The following is an 18,003-nucleotide window of genomic DNA, read 5'->3' on the forward strand; positions in this document are numbered from 1 at the left end:
AAATCAGATGCTGCGGCATCGATCACTGGTTGATGGGAGAGTGGGAAAATTTGATGTCCATAATCAAAAAACCAATTTGTACTTTATTGGTCTGCTGCACTATGCTGTCTGTCATGTTCATAGGGCCTGGGGTAACTGAGGTTTCAGCAGCAAGTGATGCGAATATTAATGTCAATGCGGAAAGACAAGTGATTCGCGGCTTTGGCGGAATGAACCACCCGGCTTGGATTGGTGATTTAACCGCCCCTCAAAGGGAAACCGCCTTTGGCAATGGGCAGAATCAATTAGGATTCTCCATTCTACGAATTAATGTAGACGAGAACAGAAATAATTGGCACAGAGAAGTTGCTACCGCCAAAAGAGCAATAGATCATGGCGCTTTAGTGATCGCTTCGCCTTGGAATCCTCCAAGCCATATGGTGGAGACTTTCAACCGTAATGGTGCGTCTGCAAAGCGGTTGAGATACAATCAATACGCCGCATATGCTCAGCATCTGAATGATTTTGTGACATACATGAAAAATAATGGTGTCAACCTCTATGCCATTTCTGTACAAAACGAGCCTGATTATGCACACGAATGGACATGGTGGACGCCTCAGGAAATCCTGCGATTCATGAGAGAAAATGCCGGCTCCATTAATGCACGCGTGATTGCACCAGAATCTTTTCAATACCTTAAAAATATATCAGATCCTATCTTAAACGATCCGCAGGCGCTTAGAAATATGGACATTCTCGGTGCCCATCTGTATGGAACCCAGATCAGCCAGCTTCCGTATCCTCTTTTTAAACAAAAAGGAGCGGGGAAAGAGCTGTGGATGACAGAGGTATATTACCCGAATAGTGATAACAATTCAGCGGACCGCTGGCCTGAGGCATTAGGGGTGTCAGAGCATATTCACCATTCGATGGTGGAAGGTGATTTTCAGGCGTATGTTTGGTGGTACATCCGCAGATCATACGGTCCTATGAAGGAAGATGGAATGATTAGCAAACGTGGCTACAACATGGCGCATTTCTCCAAGTTTGTGCGTCCAGGGTACGTCAGAATTGATGCAACGAAAAGCCCTGAACCGAATGTTTTCGTCTCAGCCTATAAAGGGGACAATAAGGTCGTCATTGTAGCGATTAATAAAAACAATACAGGCGTCAATCAACACTTTGTCATGCAAAATGGAACCGCTTCACAAGCGTCAAGATGGATTACGAGTAGTAACAGCAACCTTCAGCCTGGAACTGACTTAAATATATCAGGTAATCAATTTTGGGCTCATCTCCCGGCTCAAAGTGTGACAACATTTGTGGTCAAACGCTAAAAAAACACCAAAAGCCAATTTTCTCATTAAAAAAGAAAATTGGCTTTTTTCTGTGCAAATAGAAAGTTGATTTTTCACGATGTCTACACTTTGGGTATAATAATAACAATGACTTCAGGAGAGTGATCATAATGCCAAAGCTTCAAAGCAAAGTATTGATTATAGATGACGAAAAAGAAATTTTGGAATTAATCCATACAGTATTAACAAGAGAAGGCATTGACCGGGTGATAACAGCTTCAACTGCCCGTGATGGGCTCACGCAATTCCATCAAGAACATCCCGATCTCGTCATACTGGATATTATGCTGCCAGACGGTGAAGGCTACGATATTTGCAAACAAATCAGAGACGTCTCGCATGTTCCGATTATCTTTTTATCAGCAAAGGGAGAGGAATCAGACAAAATTGTAGGACTTGCCATTGGCGGCGATGATTACATTACAAAACCTTTCAGCCCAAAGGAAGTCGCCTACCGGGTAAAAGCCCAGCTGAGACGGTCATCATACTTACAGCCTTCTCAAGCTGATCCCGTGATCAAAAAAGGGCCATTTGAGTTAAACGAGCAGCAAGCCGAACTGACGAAAAACGGAGCGGTAATTGAGCTCACACCGAAAGAACTTATGCTGATGACCTATTTCTTGCAGCACCCGAATCGAGTGATCAGTAAAGAAACGCTTTATCAAACCGTTTGGGGAGAAGATTTCTTCGGTTCTGACAATACGGTGATGGTTCATATACGAAGACTTCGGGAGAAAATAGAGAATTCCCCATCTACACCAGAGTTTCTCGTGACGGTCAAAGGGCTGGGCTATAAATTTGTTGTAAAGGATGCGTAAGGATGAAATGGCGATTAACAGGCAGATATATGGTCTCTGTCATTATCGTGACCATTATCACGGTCTTTATCAACTTATTTGGATTCATGATCTGGCTTGTACTACAAGCAAGCAGCCAGCAAAACGAAGAAAATACGCCCGAAACCTTCACAAGAACATTTGAACAATACATAACCTTTTCCGATCAAGGCATCACTGTGAACAAAGAAGGACAGCAAGCCTTAAAACAACAAAATGCGTGGATTCAAATATTAGACGAAAATGGACAAGACGTCTATCATGCACACGCACCTAAAGGAATAAAGAGCAAATATACACCTATAGAAATCGTGAACATACATAAATATAAAGATAAGCAATTGCTATCGACCATTTATGCCGGCGGAAAAAAAGGAAAGGGCAGGGAATACAGCTACTTTATCGGATTTAAGAACCCTGCCATCGGAAAATATTTATTCTCGTTCGACACGAAGGACTTAATATCAAGATTCAATATCGGAACGATGATTTTATTATCGATCGATGCCATCATTGCCTTATTCATTGGATACTTATTCAGCCGGCAGCTCATCAAACCGCTCGGCCGTGCCATTCATGGAATCCAGCGGGTCGCAAACGGAGATTATACGACAAAGCTGCCAACTAAGGGAATATATAAAGATGTCTTCTATAATGTCAATCACTTATCAGAGCAGCTTGCTTCAAGCCAAAAAGAAAAAGACAAATTAGAGCAAATGCGGGAAGAGTGGATCAGTCATATTTCTCATGATATTAAAACACCATTATCCTCTATTCAAGGCTATGCAGAAATCATCAAAGATCCAAATTATCCTCTTTCAGATCAAGACATCAGACTTTATGCCAGCATCATAGAGAATAAATCACTGTACATCAAAGATGTCATGGAGGATCTAAATTTAACAACAAGGCTGAAAAATAACGACGTGATGCTGCATAAAGAGCTAGTGAACATTGTGCCGTTGCTGCGGGAAACGTTAATTGATCTCCTAAACGATTCGAGATATGCAGAACAGACGATTGAGCTGCAAACGAATGTAGACAAGCTCATGCTAAATATTGATACGATCCTCATACGAAGAGCGGTCACCAATCTCATTTTAAATGCCCTTGTTCACAATGATTCTGATGTGAAAATCATTGTACAGCTGGAACAAAAAGAAAATACCCACATCACGATTAAAGATAACGGCAAAGGAATCGAAGAGGCAGAGCTAGAAAAAGTGTTTGACCGCTACTATAGAGGGACGAATACAGGAGGGACACATGCAGGCTCTGGTCTCGGAATGGCCATTGCAAAGGATATTATCCAAAAGCACGGCGGGGATATTACGATACGCAGTATAATAGGGGAAGGAACAACGATTGATATCCAATTACCCGCATGAATGGACATACAAAAAAACGGTTCTGATCAATCACAGAACCGTTTTTCCCATCTATTATTCTGAAAACACTTTAATGCCTTTGACAATGTTCCAAATAAAGAAGTAGATCGCCACAAGGAATGTCACAGCATACGTTGCAATTAAGAACGGACCAGCATGTCTGATATCGTTCATGCCAAGTAAACCTGAACCAAGGATGCCAATGCCAAAAATCAAATAAGGAATAAAATGTGTCCATAGCGATTTTTTCGCATGATATTTCACTTCGTCCTTCCCTAAGAAATAGACGATAATCGGAAACAAAAATGGCGCAAAAAAGATACTGAAGTAACATAATGAAGACAAAATTTTATTTTCTCTCAAACCTTTTCACCTCTATGATTGATTTAGAAGGGGGAGAATCATTCGACTCAGCCCTCACTTCCTTACAAACCCATTGTACAACCTCAATCTTAACTTGTATTAATCCGAACCTTACAGCAACCTTAAAAAAGAATAAATAGTGACATTTCCGTTTCAAAAGGCTAAATTGAAAATCACATATCTATATTTTTGACCTTATTCTTGACCTTGAAGTATACTTCAACCTTTATAATGGAAATATCAACAGGTGACTAACCTATTCATGAAAAATACGAACATAGGAATGGAGCTGATGACAAAAGGTGAACTTGCAAAAAGAACAGGAATAAGTGCTGCTGCCATTCGGTACTATGAAGAAAACGACATTTTACCTGTCCCAATACGCCATTCTAATGGTTATCGATTATATACAGAAGATGACCTATTAAAAATTGAATTCATAAAAGGGGCTAAATCGTTAGTTACTCCCTGAATATGCTGAAAAAAATCCGATGCTGGCTCGTGAAGGAATGGAAGTCATTACAAGCATATGGGCTGCTGATAAACACCCAACTGACTCATTGATCAGCCCAATCTACGGTGATTTTAAAGGACTGGGGAAAATCACTCATTTTATTGGCACACACGAAGCTTTATATCCAGATGCGATAAAATTTGATGAAAAACTAACAGAGCAAGGAATTGAGATCAACACCTACGTTTATCCGGAAATGCTTCATGTGTTTGTTGTCATGCTAATCCCAGAAGCAAAAGATGCCAAACAAAAAATCATTCAGATCATTAATAGCTAGGTATTGTCCTTTTAAGTCACGAAATAAATGAAACATACTCAATTCAATATTTGATGGAAACACCTTTCCCGAATCCCGAAAAAATTAAATCAGTGTACTCCGATAGAATACCGTCACACACTGGCAATTTTAAGTTTTTTATATTCGCCAAGTTGACAAGGCTAAGAACAGATCAGTGATCTTTTTCAATGAATATTCACAAGTAAAGGAAACCTGTAAAAATTGCAGGAAAATGAGACATGCATAAGTTTTCAATCGTTGTTTGCGTTTTCATGGAGAATGTTGGCGCATACATTGACTTTGCCAAACGAAATCATCATCTTCATAATGAAAGGAGAATGAAGCATAAAGGGGTCATGAACTTTGAAAAGAAATGTTCAAGCTATGCTGAAAGAACTCAATAGTGCCATGCAACAATATGGAGAAGCTATCATTAAAATTAAATCCAATGTATAGCCTTGTAATAGGTGTCTAGTCTGGTGCAGTTGCATCAGGCTTTTTTTCATTAATAATCGTTAAAACAATGAAAAAATTCTGAAAAACAATTGACTGAAAGCGCTTTTAATATTATGATTATTTCAAAGTTAACCATAAGTTAACCAAAAATATGATTAATTTTTGATAAACTTATGGTTAACTTTAATTTCCAAGTATTTAGTCATAGAGGAGGCTGACAAACGCGTGACCAACACGAACTGTATTTTATGGGGAATTGCTCCGATTGGCTGGAGAAATGATGACATTCCAACGATAGGAGCTAATAATACATTGTCTCACTTATTAAGCGATATTTGTGTCGCTGGTTTTCAAGGAACTGAAGTAGGTGGTTTTTTCCCCGAACCCAACATTTTAAATAAAGAGCTTCAATTACGTAATCTAAAAATTGCAGGCAAGTGGTTTAGTAGCTATATCATACAAGATGGACTAGAGACTACAAAAAAAAAATTTACTGACCATTGCCGATATTTACAAGAAGTAAATGCAAGTGTAGCGGTTATATCTGAACAAACGTACTCTATTCAAAAAAAAGAAGTGAGTATTTACAAAGATCAACCCACTTTTTCGGATAAACAATGGGAGTTATTGTGCACAGGAATAAATGAGTTAGGTAAAATTGCTAACGCTTACAATCTTAAACTTGTGTACCATCATCACCTTGGCACAGTGGTTCAAACATTATCAGATATTACTCGTTTATTAGAAGGAACTGACGAAAAATATGTTCATCTTCTATATGATACTGGTCACATTTTCGTATCAGATGGCGATTATATGACCCTATTGCATACACATATTGACCGCATACATCATGTTCACTTTAAGGATGTTAGAAAAGAAATAATGGATCTTTGCAAGCAAGAAGATCAACCGTTTCTCAAATCCTTTCTAAAAGGTATTTTCACAGTTCCAGGTGACGGATGCATTGATTTTGAAGAAGTATACCGCGTTCTACTAGAAAATGGTTATAAAGGATGGATTGTGGTTGAAGCTGAACAAGATCCTTCAATTGCACATCCGCTTGAATATGCGCTGTTGGCTCGTAAGTACATTGATGAGAAATTAGTGATTCATACTTAAAATAGAACAGGAGAAAACGAGCATGAATAAACAAGTCAACCAACACCAAAATCTTAGGGCGATTATTTTAATTTCGACTTTTGGCGGACTTCTTTTCGGATATGATACTGGCGTCTTAAATGGTGCATTACCATATATGTCACAACCAGGGCAGCTAAATTTAACATCGCTTACACAAGGATTAGTGACAAGTGCATTACTTTTTGGTGCAGCAGTTGGGGCAGTGATATGCGGTCGGTTATCAGACCGTTATGGCAGGCGTAGAACGATTTTTTCTCTTGCAGCGATGTTCTTTTTTTCCACGATCGGTTGTACGGTTTCACCGAATGCAGAAATCATGATTATTTTCCGATTCCTTCTTGGCCTAGCAGTTGGGGGAGCATCTGTTGCAGTGCCAACTTTCTTAGCAGAAATGTCACCTGCGAATCAGCGCGGAAGAATCGTTACACAAAATGAATTGATGATCGTAACAGGACAATTACTTGCGTTCGTTTTCAATGCTATCATTGGCAACTTATTAGGAGAGAACCCATTTGTATGGCGAATTATGCTACCGATTGCTGCTCTTCCAGCTATCATTTTATTCTTTGGTATGATGAGAGTCCCTGAAAGCCCAAGATGGCTTGTCACTAGAGGGAAAAGAGATGAAGCCCTTCAAGTGCTACAAAAGATTCGTTCAAAGGTAGAAGCCAATAGAGAACTTAGTGAAATTGAAAAAGCTCACGAAAAAGAAAAAAACCTTGATAAAGCAACCTTTAAAGATTTCTCTATTCCTTGGGTGAGAAAACTTGTGCTTATCGGAGTAGGGATTGCGATTGTTCAACAAATAACCGGTGTCAACTCTATTATGTACTATGGAACTGAGATTTTAAGAGATGCTGGGTTTGATACAAAAGCAGCGTTGATTGGTAATATTGGAAATGGTATTGTTTCGGTTATCGCGACAATTGTCGGAATTGTCTTGCTAGGTAAAATTGGACGCCGTCCGATGCTCATTACAGGTTTAATTGGTACAACATCTACATTACTTTTTATCGGGATCTTTTCAAATCTATTTGCTGGGTCAGAATTACTTCCATACATTGTGTTGTCATTAACCATTACCTTCCTTGCGTTCCAACAAGGTGCGATTTCTCCAGTGACTTGGCTCATGTTATCTGAGATCTTCCCACTCCGACTTAGAGGGCTTGGCATGGGCGTCACAGTTTTCTGCCTTTGGATTGTTAATTTCTTAGTCGGTCTAACGTTCCCTATTCTATTATCTCAACTTGGGTTGTCTGTGACATTCTTTATCTTCGTTGGATTCGGTATCTTGTCAATGTTGTTTGTTGCTAAATTTTTGCCAGAAACGAAAGGGTTTACATTAGAAGAACTTGAAGAGAATTTCCGAAATCACGGTCATTCAAGCGTTGATGTTACTTCAAATAATAAAACAATTTCTTAATGAAAGAGGTATATAAATGAAACTTGCATTTAACCAAGCGACAACTCTCAAAAATTCTAATTTATCAAAAGATTTAGACCTTTGCGAAAAATACGGTTATGATTTTATTGAAATTCGAACAATGGATAAATTACCAGAATACCTTGAGGCTGCTTCACTTGAGGATCTAAACAACTATTTTCAATCAACCACAATTAAACCACTTGCTTTAAATGCTCTCGTCTTCTTCAATAATCAATCAAAAGAAGAATACGAAATGACAATTCAAACATTTAAAGACATGCTTGAAACTGCCAAAGCAATTGGTGCACCTTACATCGTTGCCGTTCCACTTGTAACAAAAGAAAAATTTCTCAAATCAGACATTCATACAAGTTGTGTAAGCGTGTTAAAAGAACTTTCTACGCTTGCTGCTCCTTATGAAGTAAAAATCGCTTTAGAATTCGTAGGTCACCCTGAATGTACTGTCAACACATTGTCTCAAGCATACAAAATCATTGAAGAGGTTAATTGTGACAACGTAGGGCTCGTTCTAGACTGTTTTCATTTCCATGCAATGGGCTCACGTTTAGAGGATTTACAAAAGGTTGATATTTCAAAAATCTTTATCGTCCATATCGATGATACAGAGGACTTCCCAATCGGCTTTTTAACAGATGAAGATCGCGTATGGCCAGGTGAAGGCGCCATCGATCTTCAAGGGATTTTCAGCATCTTAAAAGAAAAAGGATATGACGGTGTGGTATCTGTTGAGCTATTCAGACCAGATTATTACAACCTTGATGCAGAAGTAGTCATTAAAAAAGCCAAACAAACGACAATCGACGTACTTGCAAAAATGGGGGTCTAATTGCCATTAAGGAGTGTTCAAAATGACTGTAACTGATGTGAAATTAGTTTCAATGAAAGAGATGTTAAAAGAAGCAAAACAAGCAAAATATGCTATTGGACAGTTTAATATCAATGGGTTGCAATGGGCGAAAGCAATTCTACATGCTGCAGAAGAAGAGAACTCTCCTGTCATTGTTGCAGCTTCTGATCGACTTGTTGATTACCTAGGTGGCTTTCATACAATTGTTGGAATGGTAGAAGGATTGATTAAGGATTTATCGATTACAGTTCCAGTTGCTTTGCATCTAGATCACGGGATGAGTGTAGCTAGGTGCCAATCAGCCATTGAAGCAGGTTTCAGCTCTGTCATGATTGATGGTTCCTCCTTTCCTTTAAAAGAAAACATCAGTATGACAAACGAAGTTGTCAGCTATGCTGTGAAAAGAGATGTATCAGTAGAGGCAGAAGTCGGCTCAGTCGGTGGTATGGAAGACGGGATGATCGGCAACATTGTATACGCTGATCCAGTTGACTGTCATCGCCTTGTGCAAGAAGCAAATGTAGACGCACTTGCGGCAGCACTTGGTTCAGTACATGGCCCATACCAAGGTGAACCAAAGCTTGGATTTGAAGAAATGAAAGAAATTTCTGAACGCACAGATATCCCATTAGTACTCCACGGTGGTTCTGGGATTCCGGTCGAACAAATTCAGCGAGCGATTTCATTAGGGCATGCAAAAATTAATGTCAATACAGAATGTCTACTAGCTTGGAATCAAGCTATACGCTCTAAATTAAAAGACGATGCTGACATGTACGATCCACAAACAATCCTAACACCAGGTAAAGAGGCTATTAAAAATGTGGTCAAAATGAAAATGAGGGAATTCGGATCTAGCCAACGCATCAAGTAAAAACCCATCCGATCACATGAAGCCGCCCTCCATAAGCCATGATGAAAAGGAAGATCACGATGTTAAAAATGAAAAGAATTCAACAAATCAAAGAATATATCTTGAAAAATCAATCTGTATCTTTAGACGACCTTGTCGAGACATTTGACGTTTCCAAAAATACCATTCGGCGTGATGTCCAAAAATTAGTGAACGAAGGACATATTCAAAAGGTCTACGGAGGAGTTGCTGCAAATCACGCGAAGCTTGAAGCCTTTCAAGACAGACAAATTAGAAATCAAGCGCAAAAACGTCTGATTGCAAGAGAGGCAGCAAGCTTGGTGAAGGATGGAGATGTGATCTTTATTGATTCTGGTACAACAACACTAGAGCTCATACATTTCATTCACAACAAACAGGTAACAGTAGTGACAAATAACGTGGATTTCATCGTTCAAGCAATGCCTTATAAACAGCTACAAGTGATTTCGACAGGGGGACAATTAGAACGAAAGACGAAATCCTTTTCCAACTATTCTATAGCTGAGGAGTTTAATCTATATAACTTTGATAAAGTATTCATGGCATCTACAGGTGTCTCCATCTCTAATGGTGTCACCAACTCATCACCTGTCGAAACAAGTATGAAGGAGCTAGTTGTAAAAAAAGGAAGAGATGTTTTTTTACTTGTCGATCATACGAAGTTCGACAAATATGCAATGGTTACCTACTGCGGTTTGGATGAGATAGACTATTTAATCACTGATGATCCATTAGATACACAGTATGTCAACTTTATTGAAGAAAACAATATTAAATTGATTGTAGCGACAGACAAAGGATAAGAATTGACATTATGATTGACACGCTTGAAACAAGCGAAGCTGTTTGAGTAAGAGAAACCCTCTTGAGAGCAGAAATAAATTTATACGATAAGGTAGGGAGTTCGATGGAAACAATTAGATTGACAATGAGTCAGGCATTGGTCAAGTTCTTAAATGCCCAATATATTGAGTTCGACGGAAAGAGAGAACCATTTATTAAAGGAATCTTCACCATTTTTGGTCATGGAAACGTTGTTGGAATTGGTCAAGCTCTTCAAGAAAACCCAGGAAGACTCGAAGTCTATCAAGGAAGAAATGAACAGGGAATGGCTCATGCTGCAATGGCTTTTGCAAAGCAAAAACACCGAAAACAAATTATCGCTTGTTCTTCATCAGTTGGCCCAGGCTCAGCCAATATGGTTACAGCGGCAGCAACAGCAACAGCGAACCAAATTCCACTTCTTCTCTTGCCAAGTGACGTCTTTGCTACCCGTCAGCCAGATCCAGTGTTACAACAAATGGAGCAAACTCATGATCTGAGCTTATCTACAAATGATACGTTTAGAGCCGTCAGCAAATATTGGGATCGCATTACACGTCCAGAACAGCTGATGAGTGCAATGGTTAGCGCCATGCGCGTATTAACAAATCAAATGGATACAGGTGCTGTCACCATCTCTTTACCTCAAGATGTACAAGGCGAGGCATGGGATTATCCTATGTCATTCTTTAAAGAACGTACGCATTACTTAGATCGGCAGGCGCCTTCTACCAGAAGCATCGAAGAAGCGGCTGAGCTGATCAAAACGAAGAAAAAACCACTCTTAATTCTTGGCGGAGGCGTTCGCTATTCAGAGGCTGCTGACGAATTCAAACAATTTGCAGAAACGTTCAATATTCCATTTAGTGAAACACAAGCCGGCAAGAGCGGAATTGAAAGCACGCACCCATTGAACGTTGGCGGACTTGGTGTGACAGGAAACAGTTCGGCAAACGAAATCTCACATGATGCTGATCTGATTATCGGTGTAGGCACTCGTTTCACTGACTTTACGACATCATCCAAACGTTTTTACGCAGAGAGAGATGTACTGACAATCAATCTATCAGACTTCCATGCTTCTAAACTAGAAGCGACAAAAATCATCGCTGATGCGAAACTAGGACTTCGTGCATTAAGAAAAGCGCTAGACGGCTATCAATCTAGTTATACGAACGAGATTAAAGAAGCAAAAGCGAAGTGGGAGCAAGAACTTGAAAGACTCCGCAACATCGAATACTCAGGCGCTGACTTTGAGCCAGAGATCAAAGGGCATTTCAAAGAAGAAATGGAAGAATACAAAAAAGAATTAAACACAACGCTCCCGCAAACAACTGTTCTTGGTTGCATTAACGAATGGATTCCAAAAGATAGCATCATCACTTGCGCAGCAGGGAGTTTACCAGGTGACTTGCAACGTATGTGGGTCGCAAAAGAGAGAAATACGTACCACTTAGAGTATGGCTATTCTTGTATGGGATACGAAGTGGCATCTGCATTCGGTGCAAAAATGGCTGCACCTGACCAAGAAGTATATGCGATGACTGGAGACGGGAGCTACTTAATGCTACACAGTGAGCTTGTCACTAGTATTCAAGAAGGTTATAAAATCAACATTATGCTTTTTGATAACTCAGGATTTGGCTGTATCAACAACCTTCAAATGGATAACGGAATCTCCAGCTTTGCAACAGAATTCCGTATGAGAAATAAAAAGACAGGTCAGCTTGATGGCGAGATCATGAAAATCAATTTTGCTCAATCAGCAGCAGCTTACGGTGCAAAAACGTATGAAGTGTATACACTTGAGGAGCTAAAAGCAGCGATTGAAGATGCAAAACGTCAAACGGTCAGTACATTGATTGATATTAAAGTGTTACCAAAAACGATGACAGACGGTTACGGTGGTTCTTGGTGGCATGTTGGAATTGCAGCTGTATCAGAGCAAGAATCTGTACAAAAGGCATTTGAAGCAAAAGAAAAACAACTAAATAAAGCAAGAAGATATTAAAAAGGATAAAAAGACGAAAGGTGTGATCATCATGACTGATTTAATTGTTCCAGCACAACAACGTGATAAAGAGGGGAAGGTACTGAGCATCACGCCTGAATCAGCAGGTTGGGAGTACATTGGATTTGATGTATATACACTCTCAAAAGGTGAAACGCTCCACCGCAAAACAGGAGATCGAGAGGTTTGTCTTGTCATCCTTTCAGGTAAACTCCATCTTACCACAACTACTGAAAAATGGGAGAACATCGGAGAGCGTATGAATATCTTCAAAAAAATCCCACCATACTCAGTCTATGTACCAAATGACGATATATTTCATATTGAAGCAACAACAGATGTTGAAATCGCGATCTGCTCTGCCCCAGGAAAAGGCACATACACAGCGCGACTAATTGCTCCTGAACATGTAGGGGTGGAACATAGAGGCGCAGACAACATCGCTAGACAAGTTCATAACATTTTACCAGAGCAAGAGCCTGCTGATCATTTGCTTGTTGTCGAGGTATTTACACCAGAAGGAAACTGGTCTAGTTATCCCCCGCATAAACATGATCAAGACAATTTACCACATGAATCCTATTTAGAGGAAACGTATTATCATAAGGTAAATCCAGATCACGGTTTTGCGCTTCAACGAGTGTATACAGACGACCTTTCGTTAGATGAAACGATGGCGGTGAAAGACAGCAATGCTGTTTTAGTACCAAAAGGGTATCACCCAGTATCAGCGCCTCCAGGTTATGACATTTACTATTTGAATGTGATGGCAGGTCCAGTTCGGACATGGAAGTTCCATAACAGCAAAGAACATGAGTGGATTATGGAACACAAATTAGCTGCGAGCAAGGAGAAGTGACAATGTCCTATTTAACTTTTGAACAAGATAGAAAACTAGACGTCATTGCGATTGGTAGATTATGTATTGATTTAAATGCAAATGAAATCAATCGACCAATGGAAGAGACAATGACATTCACAAAATATGTCGGCGGTTCTCCTGCGAATATTTCTATCGGTCTTGCAAGACTTGGCATGAAGACAGGTTTTATTGGGAAAGTGGCCGATGACCAAATGGGGCGTTTTGCCACACACTATTTGCAAAGTAACAACATTGATACAGAAGGAATTGTCATCGACCGAACAGGTGCGGTGACAGGCCTTGCATTCACCGAAATTAAAAGCCCTGAAGAATGCAGCATTTTAATGTATCGAGACAATGTCGCTGATCTTAAACTTGAAATCAGCGAAGTGTCTGAAGACTACATGAAACAAGCGAAAGCCATTCTTATCTCAGGAACAGCGCTAGCAAAAAGTCCTTCAAGGGAAGCAGTCTTCGTTGCACTAGAATACGCAAGAAAGCATCAAGTGACCGTCATTTTTGATGTCGATTACCGTCCATATACTTGGCAGTCCGAAGAGGAAACATCGATTTATTATAACCTTGCTGCTGAAAAATCGGATTTGATCATCGGGACAAGGGAAGAGTTTGACATGATGGAAAAATTGACAGTTGACGGCCCATCAGACGATGAATTCACAGCAAATAAATGGTTTTCACATCATGCAAAAATTGTCATCATTAAACATGGTGGAGAAGGATCAATCGCCTATACAAAAGATGGTCTTTCCTATCGAGAGGGCATTTTTAAAACGAAAGTACTGAAAACATTTGGTGCTGGCGATTCATATGCCTCTGCCCTCATTTATGCACTGATGAATGGGAGGACAATTCAAGAAGCGATGCGCTTTGGAAGTGCTTCCGCATCAATTGTTATTTCAAAACACAGTTCATCTGATGCGATGCCATCTGTAGACGAAATCAAAGAATTTATGGCAGCAGCAGAAGAAGTAGTTTCTAAATAGTAGAGGAGAGAAAAACATGGCAAAAACGTCTATAAAAACAGTGAAAAACTATATTGGTGGCGAATGGGTCGAAGCTTCAACAACGCAAACAGAGACGGTTTTCAATCCTGCAACTGATGAAGTGATTGCAGAAGTACCTTTATCAACAAAAGAAGACATAGATCGTGCTGTCCAAGCTGCAAAAGAAGCATTCAATACTTGGTCAAAAACAGCTGTTCCAAGACGTGCGCGTATTCTTTTCAAATACCAGCAATTACTTGTGGAAAAATGGGAAGAATTAGCTGAACTCGTTACGCTCGAAAACGGAAAGAGCTTGACAGAAGCTAGAGGAGAAGTACAGCGCGGCATCGAGTGTGTAGAATTCGCTGCTGGTGCACCAACCCTCATGATGGGGAAACAACTACCTGACATCGCAACAGGACTTGAGTCTGGTATGTATCGCTACCCCATCGGCGTCATTGGCGGGATTACACCGTTTAACTTCCCTATGATGGTTCCTTGCTGGATGTTCCCACTCGCCATTGCTTGTGGAAACACATTTATCTTAAAACCATCTGAAAGAACACCAATTCTAGCAGCAAGATTAGCTGAGCTATTTGAAGAAGCTGGCCTTCCAAAAGGCGTTCTTAACATTGTGAACGGAGCACATGATGTGGTAAATGGATTGCTTGAGCACAAAAACGTCAAAGCAATTTCATTCGTTGGCTCTCAGCCGGTGGCAGAGTATGTCTACAAAAAGGGAACAGAACACGGCAAACGCGTTCAAGCGTTAGCTGGAGCGAAAAACCATTCTATCGTCTTAAAAGATGCTGATTTAGATGGGGCAACAAAACAAATCATCGGTGCTGCATTCGGATCAGCAGGTGAGAGATGTATGGCAGCTGCTGTTGTAGCAGTAGAAGAAGAGATTGCGGATGAATTCATTGAAAAATTAGTAACTGAATCAAATGAAATTGTCATTGGTAATGGCATTGAGAAAAATGTGTTCCTTGGACCTGTCATCCGTGAAGGTCATAAAGAGCGAACGCTACAATACATTCAATCAGGAGTAAACGAAGGCGCAAGCCTCATTCGTGATGGAAGAAAAGACAGTGAGACAGAAGGCGAAGGCTACTTCGTTGGACCAACGATTTTTGATCACGTTACAGAAGAAATGAAAATTTGGCAAGACGAAATCTTCGCACCTGTTCTTTCTATTGTACGTGTGACATCGCTTGGCGAAGCGATTGACATTGCCAACCGTTCAAGATTTGCAAACGGTGCTTGCCTTTACACTGACAGTGCATCAAGTGTCCGTGAATTTCGTGAAAACATTGAAGCAGGTATGCTAGGTGTGAACGTCGGTGTCCCAGCTCCAATGGCATTCTTCCCATTCTCTGGTTGGAAAGATTCATTCTACGGTGATCTTCACGCCAACGGGACAGACGGAGTAGAATTCTATACTAGAAAGAAAATGGTTACAGCTCGATATATGTAAACGAGCGAACAGGCAGCTGTGATTCTTCTAATCACAGCTTGCTAATTAAATGGATGTGGTCAACACGAAAGACAAAGTCCTATTTTCTATCATTTCATTTTTCTTTTGGTTTACACAGTTTCTCTATGTCCCCGTTTTATCACCTTATTTAAAAACACTTGGTGGACAGTATGCCTTTATAGGCATCGTGTTAAGTAGTTACGGGCTGATGCAGCTTTTTTGCAGGCTGCCTGTGGGGATCTTTTCTGACTTCTTAAACATGAGAAAACCGTTTATTGTTTTTGGCATGATGACAGTCACTTGTAGCAGTCTTTTATTTGCCTTAACGGACGCCTTAATGTGGGGACTTATTGCCAGGTGTCTTGCTGGCTTAGCCGCAGCAACATGGGTTGCCTTCACGATAATGTATGCGAATTATTTCAAAGAAAATGAATCACATAGGGCAATGAATTACATTTCATTTATCGTTGTGCTCGCGCAGTTGTTAGGTATGAGCTTTAGTGGTTATATCGTCGATATCTTTGGATGGAAAGCGCCGTTTTGGATTGGATCCTTCATCGGCTTGATTGGACTTGTTTTATCACTCTTTACTCTCGAACAAAAAACAGAAAACAAGACCCAATTGAAAATGAAGCAACTCATTCAAGTTGTGAAAGAACCAGCGTTACTAAAGATTTCACTATTGTCTATTTTAGCGCACAGTATGATTTTTACGACGATGTTTGGATTTACATCAACGTATGCGCTCACCATCGGCATGAAACAAAGTGAGCTGTTTTATGTTGTCTGTTCTTTTATGATTCCGCACACCTTAGCACCTTTATTACTTGCGAGACTGCTTAAGGAGGCGAATAAAAGAAACATCTTAATCGGTTCATTTACGGCTGCCTCATTTTCGATCTTTATGATTCCTTTTATTCAACAAAAGATCATCTTTTATATCAACCAAGGAGTAGGTGGACTTGCATTAGGTTTTATTTTTCCAATACTTCTAGGAATGGCCATTGAATCGGTGTCACAAAGTTTTAGAGCGACTGTCATGGGTGCGTATCAAGCATTATATGCACTTGGTATTTTTGGTGGTCCGTTTATTGCAGGAATGGTCAATAATCTATTTGGCATCGAATTTGGATTTTATTTCGAGGCCATCTTAGGGGTATGTGCAGTCGGCCTTATTATGACAAGGACTTTTGAAAAGAAATATCCATTTATACAAAAATCATGATACACACACGAGCAAGCGCTATACATAAAGCGCTTTCATTCAGGGAGGTTCTCAAATGGAATTAAGAATTGGTGTTATTGGTACTGGTGCAATTGGTCAAGAACATATGAAAAGAATCACAAACACATTGTCAAAAGGAAAAATTGTGGCAGTAACAGATGTGAATCAAGCGCAAGCCAAAGCGATTGTAAACGCATTACATTTAGATGCAAAAGTCTATAACGACGGCCATCAACTCATTCAAGCTGATGACGTTGATGCGATTATCGTCACTTCTTGGGGACCAACACATGAAGAGTTTGTATTAGCTGCGATACAAGCAGGAAAACCTGTTTTTTGCGAAAAACCGCTTGCGACAACAGCAGAAGGGTGTAAGCGCATTGTGAATGCTGAGATCGAAGCAGGCAAGTTATTCGTGCAGGTTGGATACATGCGCCGTTATGACCCAAGCTATCTAGCATTAAAAGCAACTCTTGATCAAGGAACTGTTGGTGAACCATTAATCGTTCATTCTGCACATAGAAACCCAACAGTACCAGATACTTATACCAGTGATATGTCAATTGTCGATACATTTATCCACGAAATTGATATTCACCGCTGGTTATTAAACGATGATTATGTGTCAGTACAAACAATTGCACCTAAGAAAACAAGCCAAGCGGCTGATCAACTTCAAGATCCAATCATTGTCTTGATGAAAACAAAACGTGGGGCACTCATTAGTGGAGAAATTTTTGTAAATTGTGAGTATGGATATGATATTCAGTGTCAAGTCGTTGGAGAAAAAGGAATTGCCAATCTTCCTGAGCCTGCTACGGTTGTTTTGCGTACTAATGCAAAACATTCAAAAGATATTTTAGTAGATTGGCAAGTTCGTTTTAAAAATGCGTACGATGCTGAACTACAAGATTGGATTGATTCTACATTAAAAGGTGAAGTAAATGGACCAACAGCATGGGATGGTTATGTAGCGGCCGTCACATCTGATGCATGTTTAGAGGCGAAAGTATCTGGAGAAGTCACTCCGATTCACCTTGATGAGCGCCCAGCATTCTATAATCAAGCAGTAACAACTGTTCAAAAATAAATATTT

Annotated in this window: 16 protein-coding genes and 1 pseudogene; 16 read left to right on the forward strand and 1 reads right to left on the reverse strand. The window is 39.9% G+C overall.

Annotated features, from left to right (window positions below):
• Nucleotides 1-50: 50 nt before the first annotated feature.
• From xynC to C6Y01_RS00870, 3 genes are all read left to right on the forward strand, one after another.
• A complete protein-coding gene (gene xynC / locus C6Y01_RS00860) occupies nucleotides 51-1,319 on the forward strand; it encodes a glucuronoarabinoxylan endo-1,4-beta-xylanase XynC (protein ID WP_095285226.1) in 1,269 nt (422 codons plus the stop codon).
• A 131-nt stretch (nucleotides 1,320-1,450) separates the two neighbouring features.
• Nucleotides 1,451-2,158, forward strand: coding sequence for a response regulator transcription factor (locus tag C6Y01_RS00865; protein WP_034660819.1), 708 nt, complete (start codon nucleotides 1,451-1,453; stop codon nucleotides 2,156-2,158).
• Between the two features lie 2 nt (nucleotides 2,159-2,160).
• Nucleotides 2,161-3,564, forward strand: coding sequence for a sensor histidine kinase (locus C6Y01_RS00870; RefSeq protein WP_106037719.1), 1,404 nt, complete (start codon nucleotides 2,161-2,163; stop codon nucleotides 3,562-3,564).
• 54 nt (nucleotides 3,565-3,618) lie between these two features.
• Here C6Y01_RS00870 and C6Y01_RS00875 read toward each other — a convergent pair whose 3' ends face one another.
• Nucleotides 3,619-3,927 (reverse strand): magnetosome magnetite crystal formation protein family, encoded by a 309-nt coding sequence (locus C6Y01_RS00875; protein WP_034660817.1) that lies wholly within the window; start codon nucleotides 3,925-3,927, stop codon nucleotides 3,619-3,621.
• Nucleotides 3,928-4,219: 292 nt separating this feature from the next.
• Between C6Y01_RS00875 and C6Y01_RS19335 the strand changes: the two genes are divergently transcribed.
• From C6Y01_RS19335 to iolG, 13 genes and pseudogenes are all read left to right on the forward strand, one after another.
• Nucleotides 4,220-4,399: a MerR family DNA-binding transcriptional regulator gene (locus tag C6Y01_RS19335; RefSeq protein WP_411266050.1), complete on the forward strand. Its 180-nt coding sequence runs from the start codon at nucleotides 4,220-4,222 to the stop codon at nucleotides 4,397-4,399.
• Nucleotides 4,389-4,718, forward strand: a pseudogene (locus C6Y01_RS18845) (alpha/beta hydrolase); the annotation flags it as partial. The gene C6Y01_RS19335 and the pseudogene C6Y01_RS18845, both read left to right, overlap by 11 nt.
• A gap of 681 nt (nucleotides 4,719-5,399) precedes the next feature.
• A complete protein-coding gene (gene iolE / locus C6Y01_RS00890; RefSeq protein WP_034660815.1) occupies nucleotides 5,400-6,296 on the forward strand; it encodes a myo-inosose-2 dehydratase in 897 nt (298 codons plus the stop codon).
• Nucleotides 6,297-6,318: 22 nt separating this feature from the next.
• Complete coding sequence (locus tag C6Y01_RS00895; protein WP_034660814.1) at nucleotides 6,319-7,740, forward strand: sugar porter family MFS transporter; 1,422 nt, start codon at nucleotides 6,319-6,321, stop codon at nucleotides 7,738-7,740.
• Between the two features lie 16 nt (nucleotides 7,741-7,756).
• On the forward strand, nucleotides 7,757-8,590 hold the full coding sequence (locus tag C6Y01_RS00900) for a sugar phosphate isomerase/epimerase family protein (RefSeq protein ID WP_034660813.1): 834 nt from the start codon (nucleotides 7,757-7,759) through the stop codon (nucleotides 8,588-8,590).
• 37 nt (nucleotides 8,591-8,627) lie between these two features.
• Entirely contained in the window at nucleotides 8,628-9,485 is an 858-nt protein-coding gene (fba, locus tag C6Y01_RS00905) for a class II fructose-1,6-bisphosphate aldolase (RefSeq protein WP_106037912.1), read from the forward strand.
• 59 nt (nucleotides 9,486-9,544) lie between these two features.
• Nucleotides 9,545-10,309, forward strand: coding sequence for a DeoR/GlpR family DNA-binding transcription regulator (locus C6Y01_RS00910; protein ID WP_034660811.1), 765 nt, complete (start codon nucleotides 9,545-9,547; stop codon nucleotides 10,307-10,309).
• 104 nt (nucleotides 10,310-10,413) lie between these two features.
• Nucleotides 10,414-12,339, forward strand: coding sequence for a 3D-(3,5/4)-trihydroxycyclohexane-1,2-dione acylhydrolase (decyclizing) (gene iolD / locus C6Y01_RS00915; protein WP_034660810.1), 1,926 nt, complete (start codon nucleotides 10,414-10,416; stop codon nucleotides 12,337-12,339).
• A 31-nt stretch (nucleotides 12,340-12,370) separates the two neighbouring features.
• Nucleotides 12,371-13,198, forward strand: a complete 828-nt coding sequence (gene iolB, locus C6Y01_RS00920) for a 5-deoxy-glucuronate isomerase (RefSeq protein ID WP_106037720.1) — start codon at nucleotides 12,371-12,373, stop codon at nucleotides 13,196-13,198.
• A gap of 2 nt (nucleotides 13,199-13,200) precedes the next feature.
• Nucleotides 13,201-14,205 carry a 5-dehydro-2-deoxygluconokinase gene (gene iolC, locus C6Y01_RS00925; protein WP_034660808.1) on the forward strand — a complete coding sequence of 335 codons (1,005 nt, stop codon included), beginning with the start codon at nucleotides 13,201-13,203 and terminating at the stop codon, nucleotides 14,203-14,205.
• A gap of 16 nt (nucleotides 14,206-14,221) precedes the next feature.
• On the forward strand, nucleotides 14,222-15,682 hold the full coding sequence (locus C6Y01_RS00930; RefSeq protein WP_034660807.1) for a CoA-acylating methylmalonate-semialdehyde dehydrogenase: 1,461 nt from the start codon (nucleotides 14,222-14,224) through the stop codon (nucleotides 15,680-15,682).
• Nucleotides 15,683-15,731: 49 nt separating this feature from the next.
• Nucleotides 15,732-16,907, forward strand: a complete 1,176-nt coding sequence (locus C6Y01_RS00935; RefSeq protein ID WP_106037721.1) for an MFS transporter — start codon at nucleotides 15,732-15,734, stop codon at nucleotides 16,905-16,907.
• Between the two features lie 55 nt (nucleotides 16,908-16,962).
• Complete coding sequence (iolG, locus tag C6Y01_RS00940; RefSeq protein ID WP_034660805.1) at nucleotides 16,963-17,997, forward strand: bifunctional inositol 2-dehydrogenase/D-chiro-inositol 1-dehydrogenase; 1,035 nt, start codon at nucleotides 16,963-16,965, stop codon at nucleotides 17,995-17,997.
• Nucleotides 17,998-18,003 lie beyond the last annotated feature (6 nt).

The organism is Bacillus sp. NMCC46 (genome assembly GCF_002998465.1).
Classification (GTDB): Bacteria; Bacillota; Bacilli; order Bacillales; family Bacillaceae; genus Bacillus.

Coding starts and splice junctions, on each gene's coding strand:
- iolD (WP_034660810.1), top strand. CDS start 10,414: ATGGAAACAATTAGATTGACAATGAGTCAGGCATTGGTCAAGTTCTTA.
- C6Y01_RS00910 (WP_034660811.1), top strand. CDS start 9,545: ATGTTAAAAATGAAAAGAATTCAACAAATCAAAGAATATATCTTGAAA.
- C6Y01_RS00935 (WP_106037721.1), top strand. CDS start 15,732: ATGGATGTGGTCAACACGAAAGACAAAGTCCTATTTTCTATCATTTCA.
- C6Y01_RS00870 (WP_106037719.1), top strand. CDS start 2,161: ATGAAATGGCGATTAACAGGCAGATATATGGTCTCTGTCATTATCGTG.
- iolB (WP_106037720.1), top strand. CDS start 12,371: ATGACTGATTTAATTGTTCCAGCACAACAACGTGATAAAGAGGGGAAG.
- iolG (WP_034660805.1), top strand. CDS start 16,963: ATGGAATTAAGAATTGGTGTTATTGGTACTGGTGCAATTGGTCAAGAA.
- C6Y01_RS00930 (WP_034660807.1), top strand. CDS start 14,222: ATGGCAAAAACGTCTATAAAAACAGTGAAAAACTATATTGGTGGCGAA.
- C6Y01_RS00865 (WP_034660819.1), top strand. CDS start 1,451: ATGCCAAAGCTTCAAAGCAAAGTATTGATTATAGATGACGAAAAAGAA.
- iolC (WP_034660808.1), top strand. CDS start 13,201: ATGTCCTATTTAACTTTTGAACAAGATAGAAAACTAGACGTCATTGCG.
- C6Y01_RS00895 (WP_034660814.1), top strand. CDS start 6,319: ATGAATAAACAAGTCAACCAACACCAAAATCTTAGGGCGATTATTTTA.
- C6Y01_RS00900 (WP_034660813.1), top strand. CDS start 7,757: ATGAAACTTGCATTTAACCAAGCGACAACTCTCAAAAATTCTAATTTA.
- C6Y01_RS19335 (WP_411266050.1), top strand. CDS start 4,220: ATGACAAAAGGTGAACTTGCAAAAAGAACAGGAATAAGTGCTGCTGCC.